The following is a 16872-nucleotide window of genomic DNA, read 5'->3' on the forward strand; positions in this document are numbered from 1 at the left end:
TGTCCGGGATACGAGGCACGAATGACCGAACCCGGCGCGGAAGGCACCAGCCGAAACGACCGCCGGGCGCTCCGCCCTCCTTGCCCCGGCGCACAGATCAGGACCGGGCACCCAGCCAAAGCGGCGCCATTGTCACAACATTCTGTTTCATGCGGCCCCGGTCCATGCAAGAAAAGCCCCTGATGGAACACTCGGCGCGCCCGGTAGAGGGCTCTTTCACGATCGAGACCGAGCCCGACGCCGCCCGCGCGGTGCTTGTCGGCACGCTCGGCCTGCACGAGTTTCCGGACTTTCACCGTGCCCTGTCCGAGGTCGCGCCCGATCACGGGCTCGTCTTCGACCTGTCGGGCACAACGCAGATCGACACCAGCATCGCCTGGGCCATCGCCACGGCGCAAAAGGCCCGCGCCGAGGATGGACGGCGGGCCGAGATCGTCGGCGCCTCGCGCGACATCGGCCAGATCCTCGACACCGTGACAGAGGCGCTGCCCGCCCCCGAGGCACGGGCCAAGGCCCCCGGTGCCCTGATCGCCATACTTGCCGGGCTCGGCCAGCAGGTGGTGGGCGTGCGCCTGGCCATGACCGAGTTCTCCGGCGTACTTGGCCTGTTTCTCAGCCGCCTTGCCCAGATTATCGCCCGTCCGCGCGCGTTTCGCCTGACGGCCCTGACCCATCACTGCGAAACGGTGGGGCTTCAGGCGGTGCCAATCGTGTCGCTGATGGCCTTCCTGATCGGCGTGGTTCTGGCCTTTCAGGGCTCGGCGCAGCTGCGCCAGTTCGGCGCCGAGGTGTTCGTGGTCGACCTCATCGCCATCTCTATCCTGCGCGAGCTGGGCATCCTGCTGACCGCGATCATCGTGGCCGGCCGCACCGCCTCGGCCTTTACCGCGGCCATCGGGTCGATGAAGATGCGCGAAGAGATCGACGCGATGCGCACGCTGGGCATCGATCCGGGCCACGCGCTGATCGTGCCGCGCGTGCTGGCGCTGATCCTGATGCTGCCGATCCTCGGGCTGATCGCCAACCTTGCAGGCCTGTTCGGCGGCGCGCTGATGTCGTGGATCGAGCTCGGCATCTCGCCGGCGATGTTCATGACCCGGCTGGTCGAAGGCACCGATGTGGCCAATGTCTTCGTGGGCCTGGTCAAGGCCCCGGTCTTCGCGCTGTTGATCGGGGTGATCGGCTGCCAGGCGGGGCTGGCCGTGGGCAAGACCGCCGAGTCGCTGGGTCGGATGACCTCGTCGGCGGTGGTGGCCGCGATCTTCGCGGTGATTCTGGCCGATGCGCTGTTTTCCATCTTTTTCCAGCAGATCGGGCTCTAGGCATGGCAGAGACGGTCATCGAGGTCCGCGGCCTGCGCAACCAGTTCGGCACGCATGTCGTGCATGACGGGCTGGATCTCGACGTCTACCGCGGCGAGGTTCTGGGCGTGGTGGGCGGCTCGGGTACCGGCAAGTCGGTGCTGCTGCGCACCATCGCGGGGCTTCAGGCCCCGGCGGCGGGCGAGGTCAGGATGCTGGGCACCGATGTCTACCGCGCACGCGAGGCCGAGCTTCAGACCCTGAGCGAACGCGTGGGCGTGATGTTCCAGGACGGCGCGCTGTTTTCATCGCTGAGCGTGGTCGAGAATGTCGAGGTCCCGCTGAGGGCGATTCCGGATCTGACCGCAGAGACGCGCGAGGCGCTGGCGCGGCTCAAGATCTCGCTGTCGGGGCTGCCGTGGAACGCCGGCGACAAGTACCCGGCCGAGTTGTCGGGGGGCATGCGCAAGCGCGCGGGGCTGGCACGCGCTCTGGCGCTCGACCCCGAGGTCGTCTTTCTCGACGAGCCTACGGCCGGGCTCGACCCGATCGGGGCGGCTGCCTTTGACGACCTGATCCGCAGCCTTTCGCGCACCATGGGGCTGACCGTGTTCCTGGTCACCCATGACCTCGACACGCTTTATGCCACCTGCGACCGGATCGCGGTTCTGGCCGAAAAGCGTGTGCTCGTGACCGGCACCATCGACTCGATGCTCGATGTCGACCATCCTTGGGTGCAGGAGTATTTTCGCGGCCCCCGCGCGCGCGCCGCGCGCGACGCGATTGCGGCGCATTCGGCAAGGGAGTAAGCGATCCAGATGGAAACCCGTGCGAATTACGTCCTGATCGGGGCCTTTACGCTGGCCGGCTTTGTCGGCCTCTTGCTGTTTTTCATGTGGTTCGCGCGGGTCGAGCTCGACCGGCAATTCGCCTATTACGATATCGAGTTTCCCACCGTTTCGGGGCTGTCGACCGCGTCCGAGGTGCGCTTTAGCGGGCTGCCGGTGGGCCAGGTGGTGGACGTGCGCCTGTCGCCTGAACAGACCGGCAACATCAGGGTGCGCATCGAGGTCGAGGCCGACACGCCCGTGCGCACCAGCACGGTGGCGACCATCGAATCCCAGGGCGTCACGGGGCTGTCTTTTGTCAGCCTCTCCGCCGGCGACCAGGGCGACCCGCTGTTGAAGGCGCAGACGGAAGAGGAAATCCCGGTCATACCCGCCGGACGATCTGTGCTGCAGACCCTCAGCGAGGACGCCCCCGCGATCATCGAAGAGGTGCTGGCACTGACCCGTCAACTGACCGAGTTGCTCGGCCCCGAAAACCAGGCGCGCATCACGTCGATCCTGGAAAACCTCGAACGTTCCTCGGGCGATCTGGGCCGCGCGCTCGACGATTTCTCGTCGGTGACCGACACGATCGCCACGTCGAGCGAGGAAATCGCCGCCTTCACCAGCCGGCTGGAGGCGATATCGGTGGCCGCGGTGGATATGCTGGATACCGCCGACACCACCCTCGTGGCGGTGACCGACCTTGCCCAGCGGGCCGAGCAGTCGCTAGAGACAGGCGATGCCACGCTGGAAAGCGGGCGCGCGGCGCTCGATTCCGCCGATGTCTTCATCCGCGAGGACCTGCCGCGCCTGGTGAGCGACATGACCGAGGCCGCCGACGGCGTGCGCCGGCAGATCGACGAGATCGGGGCCGACGCCCGCGCGATGCTGCAGGAATTCCGCTCCACGGGCACGCTGGCCTCGGCGCGGCTCGCACAGGCGGAATCGACATTGCAGGCCGCCGACGTCATGTTGGCCGACATGTCGCGCACGATGACCAGCATCGATACCGCCGCCGAGCGGTTCGACACGTTCCTCGCGGTCGACGGCACCGCGCTGGTCGCCGAGGCCCGGTCGCTGATCGCCGAGGCCGGGCGCGTGGTCGCATCGGCGGCGACCTTTGCCGAGAACGACCTGCCCGCAATCGTCGCCGATATCCGCGACGCCACCGAGACAGCGGCGGGCGTGGTCGACACGGTGGGCACCGATCTCTCGGCCGCGGCCGGCCGGATCGACGGCATTTCGGCCGAGCTGTCGACCTCGCTGGAGACCGTGACCGAGACATTTTCGAACGCCAACGAAACGCTTGCCCGCCTCAACACGGCGCTGGAGACCGGGGATGCCGCGCTGGCCGCCGCCGACCGCGCCTTTACCTCGGCCGACCAGGTGCTGAACGAGGATGTCGGCGAGATGACCACCCAGTTGCGCGACACGCTTTCGCGGCTGGATGACGCCATCGCGCAGGTCTCCGACGATGTGCCGGCGATCACGAACGAGCTGCGCCAAACCGCCGAACGCGCCACCGCCGCCGCCGACGAGGTGCAGCGCACCGCCGCCAGCCTCGGTCCGCCGCTGAGGGCCTTTGCCGATGGCGGGTTGCCGCAATACACCGTGCTCGCACGCGAGATGCGCGAGCTTGTAACAAATCTCGACCGCCTCGTTACCCGGATCGACCGCGATCCCGCCCGCTACTTTCTCGGGCGCGAAGACCCGGTCTTCAGACGTTAGGGATGCTTATGCTGCGCCTGCTTATTCTCTGTCTCGCTTTGTCCGTGTCGCTCTCGGGCTGTGCCGCCGTCGGGGCGCTCAGCCGGACGAACGTGCCGCAGAATGTCTACGAAATCCGCGCGCCCGCCACGCTGCCGGTCGCGCGCGGCCGGGCACAGGCGATCGATTTCGTCGTCGAGGTTCCCGCAGCCAGCGGCGCGCTCGACACCGAAAGCATCATGGTGCGCCCCAGCCCGACCCAGATCCAGTACCTGCCCGACGCACGGTGGAGCGAGAACGCGCCCGTGATGCTGCAGACCGCCATGGTCGACGGGTTCGAGCGCACCGGCGCGTTTCGCTTCGTCGGGCGCCGGCCGCTATCGACATCCGGGGACGTGGCGCTGGTGACGAGGCTGACGGATTTCCATGCCGCGCTGGTGCCCGGCACCGAGAGCGCGGTGGTGCGCGTGACCCTGATCGCGCGGCTGGTGCGCGAAGACGCCGCCTCGGTGGTGGCCACCCGACGCTTTTCCGCAGAGGTGGCCGTGGCCGACCTCGGCAACGAGAGCATCCTTGCCGGGTACGATACCGCGGCGGGCGGCGTGCTGTCGGATCTCACCGAATGGGTGCTGGCGACGCGACGCGTGGCCACCGGCCCCAGCTAGCGCCCGACGCCTGTCAGAGCCGCGACATCGCCGCCAGCAGGGCGGCGGCCTCGTAATCGCTGAGCGTGCGCAGATCGTCGGTGTCATGGCGCGGCAGCGCCTCGGGGGCGAGACCGCCGAGAAAGCTGGTGGCCAGGAGCTCTGGCTGGCCGCTGACGCCGCCCATGTAAAGGCTTTCCATCGCGCAGCCGGCCACGTCGAGGACCGCGTGCTGTTCGAGCAGGACATGGTGATAGCGGATCGTGCGGGCCTGGCCTTCCTCGTGCGCGGCGATGGTGCCGGCCAGCGCCCGCGCCTCGACCAGCACCGCCTCGGCGCCGAACATGTACTCGACATCGGCCCCGCCCAGTACCAGCCGCTGCCCGGCTGCGACCATCACATCGCGCCTGAGCCCCATGAACGGCGCCAACAGACGCACGGGCCGGAACAGGCCGCGGGCCGGCAGCTCCCACCCGTGGGTGTGACAAAGCGGCAGGGGCCCGTGGCTGAGCGTTTCGATCATGTCGCCGGGGCGCAGCCGCTCGACCGGCACATAGCCTTCCGCGGTGCGCACCGGCGTGCCCGTGGCCAGGCTGGGGGCCAGCCCCACCGGCAGCGGCCGGTCGGACAGGCCGAAATACCCGATCGCCGGGCCCACGTGCGCGCCGGGCCCGCCCTGCTCCAGCTCGGCAATGTCGGCGCGGCGCCAGGGCAAGGGGTTGGCAAAGACCCGCCGAACCAGAGTGCCCTCCTGCAACAGCTCCAGCGCGAAGAGGCCACGGCCACTGGCGCAATCCCAACTCAGCGTCAGGCGGGCGGACCCGACGCAGCGCGGTGCGGGCACGGCAAGCACTTGCTGGCGCCGTTCCTTGCCCAGCCGCTGGGCGAAGGCAAACTGCCCTCCGGGCGCGCGGTGAAACGAAACGTGGCTAATCAGGTCGCCCTGCCGGTGCAGCAGCAAGAGGGTCTCTTCGGCCCCGGTGTCGCGGCCGAGATCGACCTCCATCACCAGCCCGCCCCGCGGGATCAGCCCGTCGCGCGGCGGGCAGGCCGCATGCGCCGCCGCAGGTCCCGGCGGGAGAGGCACGTTCTCGGGGGTGGACAGGGCGATCCAGTTCATCGCGGGCGCCCCTTTGCCGGCGGGCCACACGAAAAGACCCCCGAAAAAGGGGGGCGCGTCACGCCCGATCGGGCCGCAGGGTGTCGCATGGCCCTCTTCTGCCTCGGCTGTTGTTCTTTTTCGCGACCATGGCCCAAAACGAGGGACATTTTAAGCCATTGTTTTCGAACCTCTCCGCCGCCGCGGCGCGTGTTACGCCGCTGCAACATTGCCCCGCGCGCCGCCGCGGTTTATCGCTTGGGCACCCCATGCAAAGGACAGAACCCTTGGCCAGACCCATCGACCCGACAGACCTCACCGCCGATCTGATCCGCTGCCGCTCGGTCACGCCCCGCGAGGGCGGCGCGCTTGGCCTGCTCGAGGCGGCGCTCACGGCCGCGGGGTTCGAGTGTCATCGAGCCGACCGCGGCGAGGTGTCCAACCTTTTCGCACGCTGGGGCGCCAGGGGGCATCCGAAAAGCTTTGGCTTCAACGGCCACACCGACGTGGTGCCCGCCGGCGACACCGCCGCCTGGACATCCGACCCGTTCGGCGGCGCGGTCTGTGACGGCTGGCTCTGGGGGCGCGGGGCCACCGACATGAAATCGGGCGTGGCCGCCTTCGTGGCCGCCGCCACCGCCTTCGTGACCGAAACGCCGCCGGACGGCGCCGTGGTGCTGGCGATCACCGGCGACGAAGAGGGCGACGCGGTCGATGGCACCGCCGCGATCCTCGACTGGATGGCGGATGAGGGCGAGCACATGAGCGTCTGCCTGGTGGGTGAGCCCACCTCGCGCGAGACGCTGGGCGACATGATGAAGATCGGCCGGCGCGGTTCGATGACCGCCTATTTCGCGGCCCACGGGGTGCAGGGCCATTCGGCCTACCCGCACCGGGCGCACAACCCGATCCCGGCGCTGGCGCGGCTGGTCGAGCGGCTGTCGGCCTACCGCCTCGACGAGGGCAGCCAGCATTTCGACCCTTCCACGCTGGCCGTGACCACCTTCGACACCGGCAACCCGGCCAACAACGTCATCCCCGGCCTCTGTCATGCCACGGTCAACATCCGCTTCAACGAGGCGCATTCCTCGGACAGCCTGAGCGACTGGCTGCGGGCCGAGGCCGCGCGCGTCACCGAAGAGACCGGCACGACAATCGAGATGGAGGTGAAGGTTTCGGGCGAAAGCTTCCTCACGCCCCCCGGACCGCTCTCGGCGCTGGTGGCCAGCGCGGTCGAGGCCGAAACCGGCCAGCGCCCCGAGATTTCGACCTCGGGCGGCACGTCGGACGCGCGTTTCGTCAAGGACCATTGCCCGGTGGTCGAGTTCGGGCTGGTCGGCAAGACCATGCACCAGGTCGACGAGCGGGTGGAGGTGGCCCAGATCGAGGCGCTGACCGGCATCTACCGGCGCATCCTGGCGGGCTATTTCAACGGCTCTGCGGCGCTTTCCGGCTGACGCGATCCGGCCCGCGTGATAGTCTGGGGGCATGAGCCAGATCCCCTCGAAACCCCAGATCCTCGACTGGATCGCCGACCATCCCGGCCAGACCTCGAAGCGCGATATCGCCAAGGCGTTCGGGGTGAAGGGTGCCGACCGGATCGACCTCAAGCGCATCCTGCGCGAGCTCGAGGAAGAGGGGCACCTTCAGAAGAAGGGCAAGACCTACCGCGACCCCGAAAAGCTGCCCCCGGTCAGCGTGCTGCAGGTGTTGCCGCCCAACGACGATGGCGACCTCTTCGCCAAGCCGCTGGAATGGCATGGAGAGGGGGCCGAGCCGCGGGTGCTCTATATCGCACGCCAGACCGACCCGGCGCTGGGCGCGGGCGACCGCATCCTCGCGCGGCTGGCCGAGGTGAAAGGCAACGAGCACCAGTACGAGGCGCGGCTGATCCGCAAGATCGGCACCAACCCCGCGCGCATCCTCGGCATCTTCCGCAAGGGGGCCGAGGGCGGGCGGATCCTGCCCATCGACAAGGGCGCCGACAAGGAATGGCAGGTCGCCGCCGGCGCCACCCACGGCGCCAAGGACGGCGAGCTCGTCGAGGCCGAACAGGCCGGGCCGCGCGCCCGCATGGGCCTGCCCCGCGCCCGCATCGTCGAGCGGCTGGGCGATCCCACCGCGCCCAAGGCCGTCAGCCTGATCGCCATCCACCAGCACGGCATCCCCGACGCCTTCCCCGACGACGTGATCGCCGAGGCCGACCGGGCCAAGCCCGCCGGGCTGGGCGAGCGCGAAGACCTGCGCCACCTGCCGCTCGTCACCATCGACCCACCCGACGCCCGCGACCGCGACGACGCGGTGCTGGCCCAGCCCGACGACGACCCGAAGAACGGGGGCGGCTATGTCATATGGGTCGCCATCGCCGACGTGGCCCATTACGTCAGGCCCGGCACCGCCCTGGACCGCGAGGCGCGCAAGCGCGGCAACTCAACCTATTTTCCCGACCGGGTGGTGCCGATGCTGCCCGACCGGCTGTCGGGCGATCTGTGTTCCCTGCACGAAGGCGTGCCGCGCGCCTGCGTGGCCGTGCGAATGAAGATCGACGCCCATGGCACCAAGATCGGCCACCGCTTTACCCGCGGCCTGATGCAATCGGCCGGCGCACTTGCCTATGCCGATGTGCAGGCGGCGCAGGACGGCCGGCCCGATGAGCGCACCGCGCCGTTGATGGCTGACGTGATCGCCCCCCTCTATGCCGCCTACGAGGCGCTGACCAGGGCCCGCGCGGCGCGCCAGCCGCTCGACCTGGACCTGCCCGAGCGGCGGATCGAGCTTTCCGAGGACGGCCATGTCAGTTCGGTCAAGTTCCGCGACCGGCTGGACGCGCACCGGCTGATCGAGGAATTCATGATCCTCGCCAATGTCGCCGCCGCCGAGGAACTGACCCGCCTGCGCCGGCCGCTGCTGTTCCGCGTGCACGAGGAACCCTCGCCCGAAAAGCTGGACGCGCTGCGCGAGGTCGCCTCGGCCTCGGGCTTTACGCTGGCCAAGGGGCAGGTCTTGCAGACCCGGCACCTCAACGACCTGCTGGACCAGGCGATGGGCACCGAGTTTTCCGAGCTGATCAATCTCTCGACCCTGCGCTCGATGACCCAGGCCTATTACTCGCCCGAACATCTGGGCCATTTCGGCCTCGCGCTGCGTTCTTACGCCCATTTCACCTCGCCGATACGCCGCTATGCCGACCTCATCGTGCACCGCGCGCTGATCACCGCGCATGGCTGGGGCAAGGACGGGCTGAGCCCCGACGAAATCGAGACGCTGGAGGCCACGGCCGAGCATATCTCCGACACCGAGCGTCGCTCGATGGCCGCGGAACGCGACACCACCGACCGCTACCTCGCCGCCTACCTGTCGGAACGGGTGGGCAACGAATTCACCGGCCGCGTCTCGGGCATCGCGCGCTTCGGCGTCTTCGTGAAGCTCGACGAGACCGGGGCCGACGGGCTTGTCCCGATCCGCGAGCTGGGCAACGAGTATTTCCATTTCGACCGAGAGGCGCAGACCCTGATGGGCGCCGATACCGGGCTGGAAATCGGCATCGGCCAGCGCGTCACCGTGCGGCTGTCCGAGGCGGTGCCGGTCACCGGCGGGCTGACGCTGGAGCTGTTGGATATCGAGGGCAAGACGCTGGGCCGTGGTCCGGCCCGCACGCGCGGAAAACCCGCCCGCCGCGCGCCGGCCAAGGCGAAAAAGGCCGCCGCCAAGGCCAAGCGCAAGGTCATCCGCAAGCGCCGCTGAGCGGCGGAAACCGGCGGACCGCCACGATCCCCGCTTTGCGACTGGCGCGTCAAAGGGTACACTTGCGCAAAAAGCGGACCCGAGCGAGCAGGGGGCTTCATGACTGTGATACGACTTGCGACCGGCGCCGCCGTGGCGCTCGTGATGGCGGTTTCGGCGGCGTTGGCCAACACGCCCGCCTCACCCCGCCCCGAACCGCGGCCGGCTGCACAGGAGCCGCTGGTGACCACGCAGATCTCCACCGCCAATCGCGGCTTTCAACGCTGGATCGAGGGCTTTCGCGGCCGGGCACAGGCTCAGGGCATCTCTCCCCGGGTCTTGGACACGGCCTTTGAAGGCGTGCGCTACAACACCGACGTAATCCAGAAAGACCGCAACCAGTCGGAATTCACCAAGACGATCTGGGATTACCTCGACAGCGCCGCCTCTGAGACGCGGATCGAGAACGGCAAGGCCGCGCTCGTGCAGCACCGGCAGGTGCTGGAGCAGATCGAGGCGCGCTACGGCGTCGACAAGGAGGTGGTCGTCGCGGTCTGGGGGCTGGAAAGCGCGTATGGCGCCTATCGCGGCACGACCCCGATCGTCGAGGCACTGGCGACGCTGGCCTATGACGGGCGGCGCGGGCGGTTTTTCGAGGCCCAGCTGATCGCGGCGCTGAAGATCCTGCAATCGGGCGATACGCGGCCGCGGAACATGACCGGCTCCTGGGCCGGGGCGATGGGGCATACCCAGTTCATCCCCACCTCCTTTCTGGCCTATGCGGTCGATTTCACCGGCGACGGGCGGCGCGACATCTGGGCCGATGATCCGGCCGACGCGCTGGCCTCGACGGCGGCCTACCTCGCGCGCTTTGGCTGGCGCAAGGGCCAGCCCTGGGGGGTCGAGGTGCAGCTGCCCCGCGGCTTCGACCACAGGCTCGCCAGCCGCAGCACCTTGCGGATGCCCAGCGACTGGGCCGCGATGGGCGTGCGCGACATGGCCGGGCGCGTTGTGCCCGATCACGGCCGCGCCTCGATCCTCTTGCCCGCCGGCGCGCGGGGCGCGGCCTTCATGATCTTCGACAATTTCGCGGTGATCGAGCGGTACAACACCGCGGACGCCTATGTGATCGGCGTCGGGCACCTGTCGGACCGGATCAAGGGCGGCCCGCCGATCCAGGCCGAGTGGCCCCGGGGCGACCGCGCCCTGCGCTTTGTCGAGCGCAAGGAGTTGCAGGAACGCCTGACCCGCGCGGGTTTCAGCACGCAAGGCATCGACGGCAAGATCGGGCCCAACACCATCGCCGCGGTGCGCGCCTACCAAAGCGCGGTGGGCATCGTGCCCGACGGCTATGCCAGCCTCGATCTGCTGAAGCGCCTGCGGTGAGGGCGGCGCGTCGGGAGCCGACTGCGTCGGCTGCCTTCGGCGAGGATATTTTCGGCCAGAAGAAGCAGGAGGCGTCAGCCCCCGCCCCCGGCGTGGGGACAGGGGCTTTCTCCTGGCGCGGTCATCGGCGTCCCCGCCTGTACCGCGTGACCAGAGTGACACGGCATGGTTAATGATCCCTTGCTTCTTCTGGCCGAAAATATCCCCGCCGGAGGCATGAAATCTATGGCGCGGCGCAGGTCACGGGCGCGGCCTTGGGGCGGGGCGGGGCCGGGCGCAAGGGCGGCGTCAGCCGGGTCCGGAGCAGCGCGACCGGGTGGGCGCGCAGCGTGAGGCGCAGCGCCAGGTAATCCTCGACCACCTCTTCGCCCTCGCTCATCGCGGGCAGCGCGACCCGGGGCTCGTCGGCCGCTTCGCCGTCGAGATCGGCGGAGAAGAGCGGCAGCGGCGTCGGTGCGGTCAGGCCGCGGGCGGCCCAGAGGGCGGCGCGGCGCGACAGGCCGAGCGCGGCGAAGGCGTCGGCCTCGGCCAGCGCCGCGATCAGCGCCGGCGCGAGGCCGGCCCGGCGCCAGACATCCTGGACGCTGCGATAGCCGTTGCCGCGGGCGGCGGTGATCCAGGCGGCCTCGGCCTCGGGCAGGGCCTTGATCTGGCGAAAGCCGAGGCGCAGCGCCAGCCCGCCGGCGCCGTCGGGTTCCACCGTGTTGTCCCAGAAACTGGCGTTGATGCAGACGGGGCGCAGCTCGACCCCGTGCTCGCGCGCGTCGCGCACGATCTGGGCCGGGGCGTAAAACCCCATGGGCTGGGAATTGAGCAGCGCACAGGCGAAGACCGCCGGGTGGTGGCGCTTGATCCAGGCCGAGGCGTAGACCAGAAGCGCGAAACTCGCCGCGTGGCTTTCGGGAAAGCCGTAGGAGCCGAAGCCCTCGATCTGGCTGAAACAGCGTTCGGCGAAGTCGCGGTCATAGCCGTTTGCGGCCATGCCTTTCAGGAAGCGCCCCCGGAACTCGCTGACATTGCCATGCTTCTTGAAGGTGGCCAGCGACCGGCGCAGGCGGTCGGCCTCTTCGGGGGTGAACCCCGCGCCGGTGATCGCGATCTGCATCGCCTGTTCCTGGAAGAGCGGCACGCCCAGGGTCTTGCCCAGCACCCGGCCCAGCGCGTCGGAGGGAAATTTCACCGACTCCTCCCCGTTGCGGCGCCGCAGGTAGGGGTGGACCATGTCGCCCTGGATCGGGCCGGGGCGGATGATCGCAACCTGGATCACCAGGTCGTAAAAGCTGCGCGGCCGCATCCGGGGCAGGAAATTCATCTGCGCCCGGCTTTCCACCTGGAAGACGCCTAAGGAATCGGCCTTGCAGAGCATGTCGTAGACCGCCGGATCCTCGGGCGGCAGCGAGGCGAGGTCGAAGCGCTGGCCCTGGTGGTGCGCGATCAGTTCGAACGCCTTGCGGATACAGGTGAGCATGCCCAGCGCCAGCACGTCGACCTTGAGGATGCCAAGGGCGTCGATATCGTCCTTGTCCCAGCAGATGACGGTGCGGTCCTCCATCGTGGCGTTCTCGATCGGCACCAGTTCGTCGAGCCGCCCCTCGGTGACGATAAAGCCGCCCACATGCTGGGACAGGTGCCGGGGAAAGCCCTGGATCTCATGGATCAGCGCCAATGTGCGCTTGAGGCGCGGGTCGGCGGGGTCGAGCCCGATCTCGCGCAGGCGGTGGCCCTCGATCCGGCCCGAGCCCCAGCCCCAGATCTGGCTCGACATCGCGGCCAGCGTGTCTTCCGACAGGCCCATGGCGCGGCCCACCTCGCGCACCGCGCGCTTGCCACGGTAATGAATTACCGTGGCGCAGAGCCCGGCGCGGTGGCGGCCGTAGCGGGCATAGATATGCTGGATAACCTCCTCGCGGCGCTCATGCTCGAAATCGACGTCGATATCGGGGGGCTCGTCGCGGGCCTCTGACACGAAGCGTTCGAAGACCATGGTGCCGATCTCGGGCGAGACCGAGGTGATGCCCAGCGCGTAGCACACGACCGAATTGGCCGCCGAGCCGCGGCCCTGACAGAGGATGCCGCGGCCCCGCGCGAACTGGACGATGTCGTGGACGGTCAGGAAATAGGGCTCGTAGCCGAGCTTGGCGATCAGCGCCAGTTCGTGCTCAAGCATCTTTTGCACCCGATCGGACGCGCCGGCGGGGTAGCGCCAGCCGAGCCCCGCACGGGCGAGGCGTGACAGGCGCCCGGCGGCGGTTTCGTCCCCGGTCAGCTCCGAGGGGTATTCGTAGCGCAGTTCGTCCAGCGAGAAGGCGCAGCGCGCGGCGATCTCGCCGCTGCGATGCACGGCGTCCTCGTGACCGGCAAAAAGGCGCAGCATCTCGGCCTCGCTGCGCAGCCGCTGTTCGCCATTGGCCAGCGCCGCGCGGCCCAGGTCGTCGACCCTTGTGCCCGTGCGGATCGCGGTCAGCACGTCGGCGAGGCGCCGGCGGCGGCCATGGTGCATCATCGGCGCGGCCGTGGCGACGGCGGGCAGGCCCAGCCGCGCAGCAAGCGCGGCGAGGCGGGCGAAGCGGGCAGCGTCCTGCCCGTCATAGGCCGGCGCCATCGCCAGCGACACCTGACCGGGAAAGCGGCGCGCCAGCCGGGTCGCCTGTGTCGGCCACGCGCCCGCGCCGCCCTGCATCGTTTGCGCCCGTGGCGGGTGAAGCAGGAAGTCGAGCCCCGCACCCCATTCCCATTCCAGCAGGTCGTCGAAGGTGAGTTGGCAGGCGCCCTTGTCGGCCCTGAGCCGGCCTGCCGACAGCATCCGGCAGAGCCGCCCCCAGGCGGCGCGGTCGCGCGGCAGGGCGGTGGCGGCGAAGCCGTCGGTCAGGACCAGCCGCGCGGCGGGGATCAGGCGCGGCACCATGTAGATCGGCGCGCCGGGCGGGGCGGGGACATGCGCCGGCCGGGGCGGGCCGATGGGGTCCTTGTCCGCCGCCTGCCGCAGGCGCACCTGCCGCGCGATCTCGCGCGCGGCGGTATGGGCGCGCACGATGCCGGCCACCGAATTCTCGTCGGCAATGGCCAGCGTCCCCAGCCCCAGCAGCGCGGCACGGTTCATGTACTCTTCGGGGTGCGAGGCCCCCGTGAGGAAGGTGAAGTTCGAGGTGGCGGAGAGTTCGGCAAAGCCCATGGCGACTCGGGTGTGTTCTCTATTTGTTCTCTCGCAAGTCTGGCGCGCGCGGCGCGCTTGTCAATGCCCTGCCGGGCACCGGATTGACCGGCCCCGGCCCAGATGCCCCGCATGATCCGCGCCCGGCCTATCTCGGTCCATTACGCCCGCCCCGCAGGGCGATACCGGGCCGGGGCCTGATCGCGAACCGCCGTATCGGCCAGCGGCCTTGCTGTGACGAGGCCGGGCGGCCACCACGCTGCGCCACGTCTTCGACTGCACCCGAGACGGCGATGGGGTGGCGCTGCATTTCGGGTATCTCTGGACGCTCACGACCGGCAAGACCGCGCGCTTCGACTGCGTCGCCAACTTCGAGTTGACCGCCCAAAGGCGGCGCGCAGCGGCCGAGCGATCCGGCCTAGCGCTTCTTGACGAACCTGGTGAGGATCACGATGCGCTGCCCCTCGACCCGCCCCTCGATCTGGTCGGGATTGTCGGGCACCAGCGCGATGCCCCGCACCGCCGTGCCGCGCTTGGCGGTGAAACCTGCGCCCTTGACCGGCAGGTCCTTGACCAAAACCACCGTGTCGCCCTGGGCCAGCTCGGCGCCGTTGCTGTCGCGGTGGCCGGAGCCTGTCGGGGCCAGTCCCGCCTCGGCCCAAGCCTGAAGGTCGGGGTCGAGATAGAGCATCTCCAGCGCCTCGCGCGCCCAGCCTTCCGTATCGGAGAGGCGGGTCAGCAACCGCCAGGCCACGACCTGCACGGCGGGCACCTCGCTCCACATCGCCGATTGCAGACAGCGCAGGTGCGGGGGGTCGAGCTCGCCGCCCGCCACCTGTGCCGTGCAGGCGGTGCAGAGGGCGACCGCGTCTTCGCGGGGGGCGACGGGCGCGGCGGTCAGCCCCTCGGTGGCGCCGCAGAGCTCGCAAGCCCCGCCGCAGCGGGTCGTCAACGCATCGTCCATCGCGGGCAAATCCTTCGCTGGGGGCTGTCGCGGCGGACCCTAGCCCGCGGCAAGGCCGCAGCGCCAGTGCGGCGAATGCTCCCGCCGGGCGGCGGGGTCACGGGCATATTTCGTATGGACGCGTCATGCCGCCTGTCAAACCGACGCTGGCGCGCGGCATCGCCGGCCTTTTCCGAAAGCTCTGCGCCGCCCTACCCCGTCGGAGCTATCTTGGGCACCAGTTCGCCCACCACATGGGCGTAGACGTCGCGTTTGAAGGGCACGATGCTCTCGACCAGATGCGCCGGGTCGAGCCAGGCCCATTCGACGAATTCGGGATGCTCGGTGGCGATGTTGATCTGCGCATCGGTGCCGAGAAAGCGCATCAGGAACCAGATCTGCTTCTGCCCGCGATAGCGCCCCTTCCAGAGCTTGCCCAAGAGATCGGGCGGAAGGTCGTAATGCACCCAGTCCGAGGTGCGGCCGACCACCTCGACCAGGTCGGCGCTTACCCCGGTCTCTTCCCACAGCTCGCGCAGGGCGGCGGCCTCGGGCGTTTCGCCCGCGTCGATGCCGCCCTGGGGCATCTGCCACGCCGGCATCTCGTAATCGTTGCGCTGGCCCACGAAGACGCGGCCCTCGGCATTGGTCAGCATCACGCCCACGCAAGGGCGATAGGGCAGCTTTTCGGCCTCTTCAGGTGTCATCGATTCGACGGGCCGGCCCGTTGCGGCCGGCCCTCCCCCGTTACTGTTCGGTGCCCAGCGCCGAGAGGCCCTTGAGGATGTCGATGGCATAGGCCAGCTGGTAATCCTCTTCGCGCAGCTTCGCCGCGGCCTCGGCCTTGGCCCGCTCTTCCTCGAGCTGGCGGCGCTCGTCCTCGGTGATGCTGTCATTGTCCAGCCGGCCGCGCAGATCGGCCTCGGAGCGGGCGCCGCGGCGCGGTGCGGCCTCGTCCTCTTCATCGTCGGTCGGACGGGTGGGCGGCTGTTGTACCACGATGTCGGGCGACACGCCCAAAGCCTGGATCGAGCGGCCCGAGGGCGTGTAGTAGCGCGCGGTGGTCAGGCGCATCGCGCCGTCGCCCTTGAGCGGCATCACCGTCTGGACCGAGCCCTTGCCGAAGCTCTTGGTGCCCACCACGATGGCGCGGCGGTGATCCTGCAGCGCGCCGGCCACGATTTCCGAGGCCGAGGCCGAGCCGCCATTGATCAGAACCACCATCGGCTTGCCCTCGGTCAGATCGCCGTCGCGGGCGTTGTAGCGGTCGCTGTCTTGCGGGTTGCGGCCGCGGGTCGACACGATCTCGCCGGCATCGAGGAAGGCATCGGACACCTTGATCGCCTGGGTCAGCAGCCCGCCGGGGTTGTTGCGAAGATCGAGAACGATGCCGTTCACGCTTTCCAACCCGCCCAGCTCTTCGACGGATTGCTCGAACTCCTCTTTCAGGTTGGGATAGGTCTGGTCGTTGAAGGTGGTCACGCGAAGCACGACCGTGTCGCCCTCGACGCGCGACCGCACGGCGGTCAGCTTGATCGTATCGCGGATGATGGTCACCTCGAAGGGCTCGTCCACGCCCTCGCGCACCACGGTGATCAGGATCTCGCTGCCCACGGGCCCGCGCATCAGCTCGACCGCCTCGTCGAGCGTCAGGCCCAGAACGCTTGCGCCGTCCACATGGGTGATGAAATCGCCGGCCTCGATGCCAGCCTCGTCTGCGGGCGTGCCGTCGATCGGCGAGACGACCTTGACGAAGCCCTCTTCCTGGGTGACCTCGATGCCCAGCCCCCCGAACTCGCCCCGGGTCTGCACCTGCATGTCGTCGAAATCCTTCGGCGGCAAATAGCTGGAATGGGGGTCGAGCGAGGTGAGCATCCCGTTGATCGCCGCCTCGATCAATTCCGCCTCTTCGACGGGTTCGACATATTGCGCGCGGATGCGCTCGAAGATGTCGCCGAAAAGATCGAGCTGCTCGTAGACCGAACTCTTGCGGCTGGCTTCCTGCGCGACGAGCGGGCCTGCCACCTGCGTGGCCAGAACCGCCCCGGCGAGGGTGCCGCCCAGCGCGGCCATCACGAATTTCTTCAT

Annotated in this window: 12 protein-coding genes; 7 read left to right on the top strand and 5 right to left on the bottom strand. The window is 69.1% G+C overall.

The annotated features are described in order from the left end of the window. The first annotated feature begins 164 nt into the window (after positions 1 to 164). The 4 genes from Ga0609869_RS04695 to Ga0609869_RS04710 are packed head-to-tail and all read left to right on the top strand — an operon-like array spanning position 165 to position 4503. Positions 165 to 1322: an MlaE family lipid ABC transporter permease subunit gene (locus Ga0609869_RS04695; RefSeq protein ID WP_245972301.1), complete on the top strand. Its 1158-nt coding sequence runs from the start codon at positions 165 to 167 to the stop codon at positions 1320 to 1322. Between the two features lie 2 nt (positions 1323 to 1324). Continuing rightward, positions 1325 to 2110 carry an ABC transporter ATP-binding protein gene (locus tag Ga0609869_RS04700; protein ID WP_125406232.1) on the top strand — a complete coding sequence of 262 codons (786 nt, stop codon included), beginning with the start codon at positions 1325 to 1327 and terminating at the stop codon, positions 2108 to 2110. A 9-nt stretch (positions 2111 to 2119) separates the two neighbouring features. After that, positions 2120 to 3859 carry an MlaD family protein gene (locus Ga0609869_RS04705; RefSeq protein WP_125406230.1) on the top strand — a complete coding sequence of 580 codons (1740 nt, stop codon included), beginning with the start codon at positions 2120 to 2122 and terminating at the stop codon, positions 3857 to 3859. Between the two features lie 2 nt (positions 3860 to 3861). After that, positions 3862 to 4503 carry an ABC-type transport auxiliary lipoprotein family protein gene (locus Ga0609869_RS04710; protein WP_369022838.1) on the top strand — a complete coding sequence of 214 codons (642 nt, stop codon included), beginning with the start codon at positions 3862 to 3864 and terminating at the stop codon, positions 4501 to 4503. A 13-nt stretch (positions 4504 to 4516) separates the two neighbouring features. Here Ga0609869_RS04710 and Ga0609869_RS04715 read toward each other — a convergent pair whose 3' ends face one another. Then, the gene (locus Ga0609869_RS04715) at positions 4517 to 5602 is read right to left on the bottom strand and encodes a Hint domain-containing protein (protein ID WP_125406226.1); all 1086 of its coding nucleotides are present in this window, start codon (positions 5600 to 5602) and stop codon (positions 4517 to 4519) included. A 266-nt stretch (positions 5603 to 5868) separates the two neighbouring features. On the opposite strand from Ga0609869_RS04715, the gene dapE reads away from it, so the two are divergent. The 3 genes from dapE to Ga0609869_RS04730 all read left to right on the top strand — a co-directional run bounded on the left by dapE (position 5869) and on the right by Ga0609869_RS04730 (position 10690). Beyond that, on the top strand, positions 5869 to 7038 hold the full coding sequence (gene dapE / locus Ga0609869_RS04720; RefSeq protein ID WP_245972298.1) for a succinyl-diaminopimelate desuccinylase: 1170 nt from the start codon (positions 5869 to 5871) through the stop codon (positions 7036 to 7038). 31 nt (positions 7039 to 7069) lie between these two features. After that, on the top strand, positions 7070 to 9325 hold the full coding sequence (gene rnr / locus Ga0609869_RS04725; RefSeq protein WP_125406222.1) for a ribonuclease R: 2256 nt from the start codon (positions 7070 to 7072) through the stop codon (positions 9323 to 9325). Positions 9326 to 9424: 99 nt separating this feature from the next. Beyond that, the gene (locus Ga0609869_RS04730; RefSeq protein ID WP_125406220.1) at positions 9425 to 10690 is read left to right on the top strand and encodes a lytic murein transglycosylase; all 1266 of its coding nucleotides are present in this window, start codon (positions 9425 to 9427) and stop codon (positions 10688 to 10690) included. 223 nt (positions 10691 to 10913) lie between these two features. Here the strand turns inward: Ga0609869_RS04730 and Ga0609869_RS04735 are convergent, their stop codons facing one another. The 4 genes from Ga0609869_RS04735 to Ga0609869_RS04750 form a co-directional block, all read right to left on the bottom strand. Next, a complete protein-coding gene (locus Ga0609869_RS04735) occupies positions 10914 to 13862 on the bottom strand; it encodes an error-prone DNA polymerase (RefSeq protein ID WP_125406218.1) in 2949 nt (982 codons plus the stop codon). A 397-nt stretch (positions 13863 to 14259) separates the two neighbouring features. Then, positions 14260 to 14805, bottom strand: coding sequence for a PhnA domain-containing protein (locus Ga0609869_RS04740; protein WP_125406216.1), 546 nt, complete (start codon positions 14803 to 14805; stop codon positions 14260 to 14262). A gap of 191 nt (positions 14806 to 14996) precedes the next feature. Next, the gene (locus Ga0609869_RS04745; protein ID WP_125406214.1) at positions 14997 to 15491 is read right to left on the bottom strand and encodes an RNA pyrophosphohydrolase; all 495 of its coding nucleotides are present in this window, start codon (positions 15489 to 15491) and stop codon (positions 14997 to 14999) included. Between the two features lie 40 nt (positions 15492 to 15531). Then, positions 15532 to 16872, bottom strand: a complete 1341-nt coding sequence (locus Ga0609869_RS04750; RefSeq protein ID WP_125406212.1) for a S41 family peptidase — start codon at positions 16870 to 16872, stop codon at positions 15532 to 15534.

It is taken from the genome of Rhodovulum iodosum (assembly GCF_041020385.1).
Classification (GTDB): domain Bacteria; phylum Pseudomonadota; class Alphaproteobacteria; order Rhodobacterales; family Rhodobacteraceae; genus Rhodovulum; species Rhodovulum iodosum.